The organism is Dactylosporangium maewongense (assembly GCF_039531485.1).
In the GTDB taxonomy this organism is placed as follows: Bacteria; Actinomycetota; Actinomycetes; order Mycobacteriales; family Micromonosporaceae; genus Dactylosporangium; species Dactylosporangium maewongense.
Genome location: NZ_BAAAQD010000088.1, coordinates 1 through 1,420 on the forward strand (window position 1 = coordinate 1; position 1,420 = coordinate 1,420).

Annotated in this window: 1 protein-coding gene; it reads left to right on the forward strand. The window is 67.3% G+C overall.

Annotated features, from left to right (window positions below):
• Positions 1–117 precede the first annotated feature (117 nt).
• Positions 118–1,362: an IS256 family transposase gene (locus ABD332_RS59810; RefSeq protein ID WP_344516077.1), complete on the forward strand. Its 1,245-nt coding sequence runs from the start codon at positions 118–120 to the stop codon at positions 1,360–1,362.
• The last annotated feature ends 58 nt before the right edge of the window (positions 1,363–1,420 follow it).

A 1,420-nucleotide genomic window follows, 5' to 3' on the forward strand; every position in this document is an offset into this window, starting at 1 on the left:
GGGTCATGTCCACGGGAGTGGTGTACGAATCGCCCACCTTTGAGGTGGTTGAGGAGATGGAGACGGTCACCGCTTGATCCTTCGAACTGACGAAAGTACCGAAGGAGAGATCAAGCGATGACCGCACCCAAGAGTGTGGACGTTGGCCGGTTCCTGCGTGAGGAACTTGGCTCGGCGTCACCCGATCTGCTGCGTTCGATGGTGAAGACGTTCGCCGAAGCGCTCATGTCCGCGGAAGCTGACGCCGTGTGCGGCGCACCGTACGGGGAACGCAGCGACGAACGCACGAACCAGCGCAACGGCTACCGGCACCGGGACTGGGACACCCGCGCCGGCACGGTCGAGCTGGCGATCCCGAAGTTGCGGCAGGGCAGCTACTTTCCGGACTGGCTGTTGCAGCACCGCCGCCGCGCCGAACAGGCGCTGATCTCGGTGGTGGCGACCGCGTACCTGCTGGGGGTGTCGACCCGCCGGGTGGAGAAGCTCGTGGAGCAGCTCGGCATCACCGGGCTGTCCAAGAGCCAGGTGTCGGAGATGGCGGCGCATCTGGACGCGCAGGTCGAGGCGTTCCGCAACCGGCCCCTGGACGCCGGCCCGTACACGTTCCTGGCGTTGGACGCACTCGTGGTGAAGGTCCGCGAACGCGGCCGGATCGTCGGCGTGCACACCCTCGTCGCCACCGGCGTCAACAGCGACGGGCAGCGGGAGGTCCTCGGCCTGGACGTCACCAGCGAGGAGGACGGCGCCGGCTGGCTGGCGTTCCTGCGCTCCCTCACCGCGCGTGGCCTGTCCGGTGTCAAACTGGTGGTGTCCGACGCCCACCGCGGTCTGGTCGCAGCGATCGGGGCTACCCTGCCCGGCGCGGCGTGGCAGCGATGCCGCACCCACTACCTGCGCAACCTGCTGCCGAAGGTCCCGAAATCGGCGCAGCCATGGGTCGCGACCCTGATCCGCACGATCTTCGACCAGCCCGACGCCGACGCCGTCCAAGCGCAGTACACCCGCACCGTGACGACCCTGGCCGAACGATTCCCCGACGCCGCGGACCACCTCGACGACGCCCGCGAGGAACTGCTCGCCTTCACCACGTTCCCCCGCGTGATCTGGAAACAGATCTGGTCCAACAACCCCCAGGAACGGCTCAACAAAGAGATCCGCCGCCGCACCGACGTCGTCGGCATCTTCCCCAACCGCGCCGCGATCATCCGCCTCATCGGCGCCGTCCTCGCCGAACAAACCGACGAATGGACCGAAGGCCGCCGCTACATGGGCCTGGACATCCTCACCAAAGCCCGACTGACCGTCATCACCACCGAGGGAACCCAACCCGACACCGACACCACCCAACTCGCCGCCGCCTAACATCAACCACAACGGATCAGCGCTGACCGCCTCCTACACCACCAGCGCGGACGTGACC

Bases quoted from the DNA above. Each gene is read 5' to 3' on its own strand.
- ABD332_RS59810 (WP_344516077.1), top strand. From the start codon at position 118: ATGACCGCACCCAAGAGTGTGGACGTTGGCCGGTTCCTGCGTGAGGAA.